Genomic DNA, 556 nt, shown 5'->3' on the forward strand with positions numbered 1-556 from the left:
CCGCGTTACAGATTTATCGTTCGCGCTACTGATCTACGGTGCTTCAATCATGCTCCTTCGGGAACTACGCCGTCCTTTAAGTACCGCCATAGTGCAATCGCGAGACGTCGTGCGACCGCGACGATTGCTATCCGTCGCGCGCGACGATTGGGACCCGTGCCTGCTGTTCGCTGCGAGAACCAATGCGTCAGGACGCTGTCTGGCTGGTAACGGATCCACGACCATGCCATCTCGATCAGTAGTGCCCGCACTCGCCGATTGCGTTGCTTGCTGATGCCCTGGTCGGCCTGGCTCTCACCACTGGCGTACGGCTGCGGCGCGAGGCCCACGCAAGCGCCGACCTGGCGACGGTTGCTAAACTGCCGCCAGAACAGCTCCAGTGCCAGCCGCGAGCCACCAACGGCCCCCAATGCCGCTCAGGCGTGTGAGGCGATCGATTCGCTCGCGCGCGGACTCGGGGAGACTCTCGAGCCGCTCCTTCTCCAGTGTCGCCAGTTGCTGCTCGACGAGCGCCAGTCGTTCGCATTCGCGCAGCAGCCGTTGCTGCAGTTCCAGT

At 63.1% G+C, this 556-nt stretch carries 1 pseudogene; it reads right to left on the bottom strand.

The annotated features are described in order from the left end of the window. Window positions 1-47 precede the first annotated feature (47 nt). A pseudogene (locus AB3X94_RS41870) lies at window positions 48-556 on the bottom strand (transposase); the annotation flags it as partial.

The sequence above is a fragment of the Paraburkholderia sp. BR10923 genome, assembly GCF_040948765.1.
Lineage (GTDB): Bacteria > Pseudomonadota > Gammaproteobacteria > Burkholderiales > Burkholderiaceae > Paraburkholderia > Paraburkholderia youngii.